Source organism: Pseudomonas sp. GM78, assembly GCF_000282475.1.
In the GTDB taxonomy this organism is placed as follows: Bacteria; Pseudomonadota; Gammaproteobacteria; order Pseudomonadales; family Pseudomonadaceae; genus Aquipseudomonas.
On sequence record NZ_AKJF01000180.1, the window covers coordinates 1 to 5,560 of the forward strand.

Sequence of the window (5,560 nt, forward strand, 5' to 3'; positions counted from 1 at the left end):
GTTTGAAAAAGTGAGTCGCCGTAAGGGCGAAACCATAAGTGGCCGTTACCGCAGCAATGGATATGTACTCCGTCCCCCCCCAATCCAGTGTGTTTAGCCGATATGCCACACAACACTATCCACTAAACAAAAAAACGCCGCTGTTCCGAATCAGGAATCAGCGGCGTCGATGGTAAGCGTGAAGCGCTATTTATAATGTTGCTCGTACAAGGCAACCTGCTCCGGCGTGATCAACTGAAAGGGCACCCAGACATCCGTCTCGACCGGCTCACCCTTGACCATTTTGATCGCCGCTTGCAGTGCGCCGGCCGCCTGGGCCTTGGGATCCTGGAAAACCGAGGCAACCAGCATTCCGCGCTTGATCGCCGCCAGGCCGTCGGGCAGGCCGTCGATGCCGACAATCGCAATCTCGCCCCTGGTTTTGCCGGCCTGCTGCAGAGCCATGGCGGCGCCGATCGCCATCTCGTCATTGTTGGCGACGATGGCGTCAAAACTCGTCCCGGCCAGCAGCCAGTTACTGGTCAGGTCCATGCCTTTGTTGCGCTGCCATTCGGCGCTTTGCTGTTCGACGATCCTGATCCCGGGATAGTCCTTGAGCACCTGTTTGACGCCTTCGGTGCGGTCGTGGGTGGCGTTTTGCGCGAGGTCGCCCATGATGATCGCGAGGGTGCCATTGCCCCCCAGTTTTTCAGCCAGGTAGCGCATTTGCAGTTGGCCGGCCTCAATGTCGTTCGACGCCACGGTGACAACGCCCTTGGGCAGCACGCGTTCGTCCGGGTGACGGTTGACGTAGACCAGTGGCGTCTGCGCTTCGACGGCGGCGCGGGTCATATTGGCGGTGGCGGCGGTGTCCACGGGCAGGACGATCACCGCATCGACTTTCTGGTTGAGAAAGCCCTGGACCTGATTGAGCTGGCGGACCACATCGCCTTGGGCGTCCTCGAACTGGATCTGGATGTTGTCCTTTTTCGCGGCTTCCTCCAGGCCACTGCGGACATAGGTCATGAAGTTGTCGTCGACCCTGGCGATGCTGACACCGACGCGATAGCTGGCGGCGGCCCATTGGCTGAAGACGAGTAGCAGCGTGGCAAAAAGAAGTGAGCAGCGACGCATGATGGTTTTCCTTTTGTTGTTATCAGTCGACATTCATCAAGTTCAAGTGTGAGGCTTGCTGGCGCGCCTGGAATCAAAGTCCGAGCGCGCCGCAGGTTCGTCACTCCAGCGTGAACGCTTGCCTGAAACGTTCGAGTGCCGCTTCGCTGTCGCCGCTGGCCCAGCCCTCCAGCCCGACGACACCGGTGTATCCCATGCCGAACAAGGCTTTGGCAATGGCCGGGTAATGGATTTCGCCGGTTCCCGGTTCCATGCGCCCGGGCACGTCAGCGACCTGGATTTCGCCGATGGCGCTACCGGCGCGCTGGATCAGTTCGATCAGGTTCCCTTCGCCAATCTGCGCATGGTAAAGGTCCAGGTTCATCTTCAAATGCGGGCTGCCCACAGCCTCGATCAACGCCAGGGTATCGTCGGCGCGAGCGAACGGCGTGCCGGGGTGGTCCACCTCGGTGTTGAGGTTTTCCAGAAGAAACACTCGGCCGGCGTCTTCGCCCAGGCGAGCGATTTTTTCCAGGGTCTTGCAGGCGCTCAACCACATGCGCCCGGTGGTGTGAGCCACCGGTTTTACCGGCAAACCTTTATCACCCAGGCCGGTGCCATGCAGGTTGAGGCTCAGGCAATTCAGTTGGGCGGCAATGGCCAGTGATTCACGTGCGCTGTCGAGCAGGTGCTGGATGTCGTCGGGATCGGTCAGGTTGCCCGAGATGTAGCCTGTCATGGAGGTGAAATCAGCGCCGGTGGCCACAAGCGCCGGGATGTCTTTGTGCGTCCAGTCCCAGATTTCGGCGCTGAAGCCCAGCGCGTGAATGCGTTTGACCCGTTCGGTGAACGGCAGGTCGAGGAACACCATTTCGGCGCTGATCGCCAGTTTGAATGGAATGAAACTCATGAATGGGCTCCTTGTACGCGCACCGCCTTGCCTTGCTGGAAGGACTCGATACACGCCCGGGCAATGGCCAGTGCCGCGCGGGCATCTTCACCGCTGGCGAGTGGTTTTTCGCCGCTGCGCAGGCAGTCGACGAAGTGGTTGAGCTCGGCCACATAGGCGTCACGCAAAAGGTCGGTGTCCAGGCGCAGGGTGTCGGCCTGGATGCCATTGGCCAGGTAGCGAACCAGGTCAGAGTCATTGACACTGCCCATGCTCAGCATGCCGGCGCTGCCGAACACTTCGCCCCGAACGTCGTAGCCATACACCGCCTGGAAATTCGCCTCGGCGGTGGCGATGGCGCCGTTGTCGAAACGGATCGTGACCACAGCGGTGTCGAGCAAACCCTTGTCTTTGAACTCCGGAGCGATCAGGGCGTCGGCCATGACAAACACCTCGACGGCTTCGGCACCAGGATTGAGGTAGCGCAGGGTATCGAAGTCATGGATCAGGGTTTCAAGGAAGATAACCCACTGTGGGGAGGCGGCGGGATTGTTCAGGGCCGGATCGCGGGTCAGCGAGCGCAGCAACTGCGGCGTACCGATCCGGCCGGCCACCACATCCAGGTGGGCGGTGCGGAAGCTCTTGGCAAAGCGGCGGTTGAAGCCGACCTGCAGCGTCACTCGCGCATCGGCAGCGGCGGCGATGGCGCGGTCGGCTTCGTCCAGGGTGATGGCCATGGGTTTTTCACAGAACACGCCTTTGCCGGCGCGGGCCGCACTGATCACCAGTTCGGCATGGCTGCGGGCCGGGGCGGCGATCAATACGCCGTCGATCTGCGGGTCATCGAGCAATTGCTGAGGGTCGGTGTAGACCTTCTCCACACCCAGCTCTGCGGCGAGGCGAGCGGCCTGGCCAGGTGTCGGGTCGGCGATGGCGGCCAGGCAGGCACCGGGAATATGCCGCGCGGCGGTCAGGCCGTGAAAGCTGCCCATGCGGCCGGCGCCGATCAGACCCAGGCGGATGATCTTGGATGTACTCATGAAATGACTCCCTTTTATTGTTGTGCAATGACTCGACAGCAGGAATGTCCTTGCTGGTACAAAGCCCGGGAGCAAGCGTTGTGCCAATATTTAAGTTATTGATATTTAAGGGGTTAATAAACAGTTCTGGAAATACATGTTCAATCCGATGACATGTCTATACTGACATGTCAAAAACGTGAACATAGGAGCGAATGGTGATCCCGCAGCCAATGGCCTTCAGCGAGCAAGACCTCGATTACATAACGGCGCTCGGTCCGGCGTCGTTAAGCGAAGGCCCCATCGCTGAACTGGAGCAAGCCTGGCTGGCGTGCCTGGGTGGGCGCACCGACCGACCGGCCGGGGTCAGGCAGGTTATTTGGGACTCCTGGTTGCGCAGCGTCCGTGCCGGCCTCGATCCCGATGATGGCCAATACCGTTTTGTCGCCCCCGACGTCCTGGCCGCAACGCTGGCGGCCAATCGTGTGTTGATCACTGCGGCGGCGGAGGTCATGCGCGGGTTGCTCGCCTACAACCCCCGGGGCCATATCAATCTGACCGATGCCGAAGGGACGACGCTGTATTTCTGCGGTCTGGACCTCACCCCGGTGGGCAGCCGGCTGCTGGAGTCGGTACAGGGCACCAACTGCACAGGGCTGGCGCTTGCCGAAGACCGCTTGATGTACGTGTTGGCCGAAGAGAACTTCGGCGTCGGCCTGCGTCGGCGGCGCATGCATTGTGCCGCCGCGCCGATCCGCGATGCCCAGGGCCGGACACTGGCCATGCTGACCCTGACCGCAGAGCCCGGCTGGTTCCATTTCCATACCCTGGGCACCGTCCAGGCCGCCGCCGAAGCGGTGTCGCGGCAGATGGCGCTGCAGGCCCTGCTGGAAGAACAACAAACCGTGCTTGAAGTGCTGAACGAGGGGCTGGTGGTGCTGGATGAGCGCGGCTGCATCAAGGCGCTCAATCGCTATGCGCGGCAATTGTTTCACGTGGGCCTGGAGTTGCTCGGCAGTTCATTCCAGCGCCTGGGCCGCAGCGATCTGACCAGCGAAATTCTGCTGCGTGGCGGCGCAGGGCAGCAGCATGAGGGGATAAGAGACCTCGATTGCACCTTCGAGCTGCATGATCGCAGCCTCCTGGCCTGCCTGGTGTCCGTGTGCCCGCTGGAGCAGGGCGGGCGCATCGTTTCGCTGCGTGAGAACCGACGCATCCGGGAAATTACCCGGCGGATCATCGGCACTCAAGCCAGCTATACCTTCGAAACCATTCAGGGCAATTCGCGAGCCATTCAGGATGCGTTGCACTTGGGAAGGATCGCCAGTCGCAGTGACTCGACCACACTGATCCTGGGCGAAAGCGGCACTGGCAAGGAGCTGTTCGCCCAGGCGATTCATAACGGCAGTGACCGCTGCGGTGGTCCGTTCGTGGCGGTCAATTGCGGGGCCATCCCGCGAGATCTGGTGCAGAGCGAATTGTTCGGGCATGTCGAGGGCGCCTTCACCGGATCGGCCCGTGGCGGTTCGGCAGGCAAGTTCGAATTGGCCGATGGCGGAACGATCTTCCTCGATGAAATCGGTGACATGTCGTTTGATGCCCAGGTCAGCCTGCTGCGCGTCTTGCAGGAAGGCGAGGTGACGCGGGTGGGCGCGAAAAAATCGCAGCAGGTGAACGTGCGCATCATCGCCGCCACCCACCGCAACTTGAGTCAGGCGGTGGCCGAGGGGGCTTTCCGTGAGGATCTGTATTACCGGCTGAATGTGTTGAATCTGACAGTTCCACCACTGAGGATGCGCCGCGAGGACGTGCCCTTGCTGGCGCAACATTTTCTTGCTCGATGCGCACGCTCACTGCGCAAATCGGTGCAGGGCATCTCGCCACAGGCGCTGGATATACTTTGCGCCTACCACTGGCCAGGCAATGTCCGTGAGCTGGAAAACACCCTTGAACGGGCGACCAACCTGGCCGTGACCGAACTGATCCAGCCGGGTGATTTACCGCTTGAAATCAAGCAAAGGCCGCGGCCGTCTGCGCCGGGAAGTCTGCCCGAACCCCGGGCCGCACTGGACCTTGGTGCCCATGAAATGAATGCGATCATCGCGGCCCTGAAGGATACCCGCGGCAACATTCGACTGGCCGCCAGGCAGCTGAATGTGTCCCGTGGCGGTTTGTACAACAAGATGAGTCGATTCGGCCTGAATGCCGAGGTTTTTCGTTCGGGCCCCAGCCTGTGACGGGGCAAGAAAATCAAAAGCCAAAGCAACAGCCAAAGCGAGACGGCCTTAAAGCCGACCTGATTGCAGGGCTGTCCGCGATCCCATTGTGGGAGCCAGCCTGCTGGCGATGGACTACCAGGCAATGAGTTCATCCAGACAGGGCGCGTTATCGTTGACGTCCATCGCCAGCAGGCTGGCTCCCACAGGGAATCAGGTACAGCCGTAAAAATCAGGTCGGCTTTAAGGCCGCCTCGCTTTGGCTTTAGATTTTGGGCGCCCCGTTAACCACGATGGCCGAACGCAGGCATTGCGCAGTGGGTAAACCGGCAGGACGCCGGTTT

At 60.9% G+C, this 5,560-nt stretch carries 4 protein-coding genes; 1 reads left to right on the forward strand and 3 read right to left on the reverse strand.

Annotated features, from left to right (window positions below; all coding sequences use genetic code 11):
• Positions 1-186 precede the first annotated feature (186 nt).
• The 3 genes from PMI35_RS06165 to PMI35_RS06155 form a co-directional block, all read right to left on the reverse strand.
• Complete coding sequence (locus tag PMI35_RS06165; protein WP_008064213.1) at positions 187-1,113, reverse strand: sugar ABC transporter substrate-binding protein; 927 nt, start codon at positions 1,111-1,113, stop codon at positions 187-189.
• Between the two features lie 100 nt (positions 1,114-1,213).
• Positions 1,214-2,002 carry a TIM barrel protein gene (locus PMI35_RS06160; protein ID WP_008064214.1) on the reverse strand — a complete coding sequence of 263 codons (789 nt, stop codon included), beginning with the start codon at positions 2,000-2,002 and terminating at the stop codon, positions 1,214-1,216.
• Positions 1,999-3,021: a Gfo/Idh/MocA family oxidoreductase gene (locus tag PMI35_RS06155; RefSeq protein WP_008064216.1), complete on the reverse strand. Its 1,023-nt coding sequence runs from the start codon at positions 3,019-3,021 to the stop codon at positions 1,999-2,001. The genes PMI35_RS06160 and PMI35_RS06155 overlap by 4 nt, the downstream gene beginning before the upstream one ends.
• A gap of 194 nt (positions 3,022-3,215) precedes the next feature.
• Here PMI35_RS06155 and PMI35_RS06150 point away from each other — a divergent pair, with 194 nt between their 5' ends.
• Positions 3,216-5,237, forward strand: coding sequence for a sigma-54 interaction domain-containing protein (locus tag PMI35_RS06150; RefSeq protein WP_032831985.1), 2,022 nt, complete (start codon positions 3,216-3,218; stop codon positions 5,235-5,237).
• Positions 5,238-5,560: the final 323 nt, after the last annotated feature.

Coding starts and splice junctions, on each gene's coding strand:
- PMI35_RS06165 (WP_008064213.1), bottom strand. CDS start 1,113: ATGCGTCGCTGCTCACTTCTTTTTGCCACGCTGCTACTCGTCTTCAGC.
- PMI35_RS06160 (WP_008064214.1), bottom strand. CDS start 2,002: ATGAGTTTCATTCCATTCAAACTGGCGATCAGCGCCGAAATGGTGTTC.
- PMI35_RS06155 (WP_008064216.1), bottom strand. CDS start 3,021: ATGAGTACATCCAAGATCATCCGCCTGGGTCTGATCGGCGCCGGCCGC.
- PMI35_RS06150 (WP_032831985.1), top strand. CDS start 3,216: ATGGTGATCCCGCAGCCAATGGCCTTCAGCGAGCAAGACCTCGATTAC.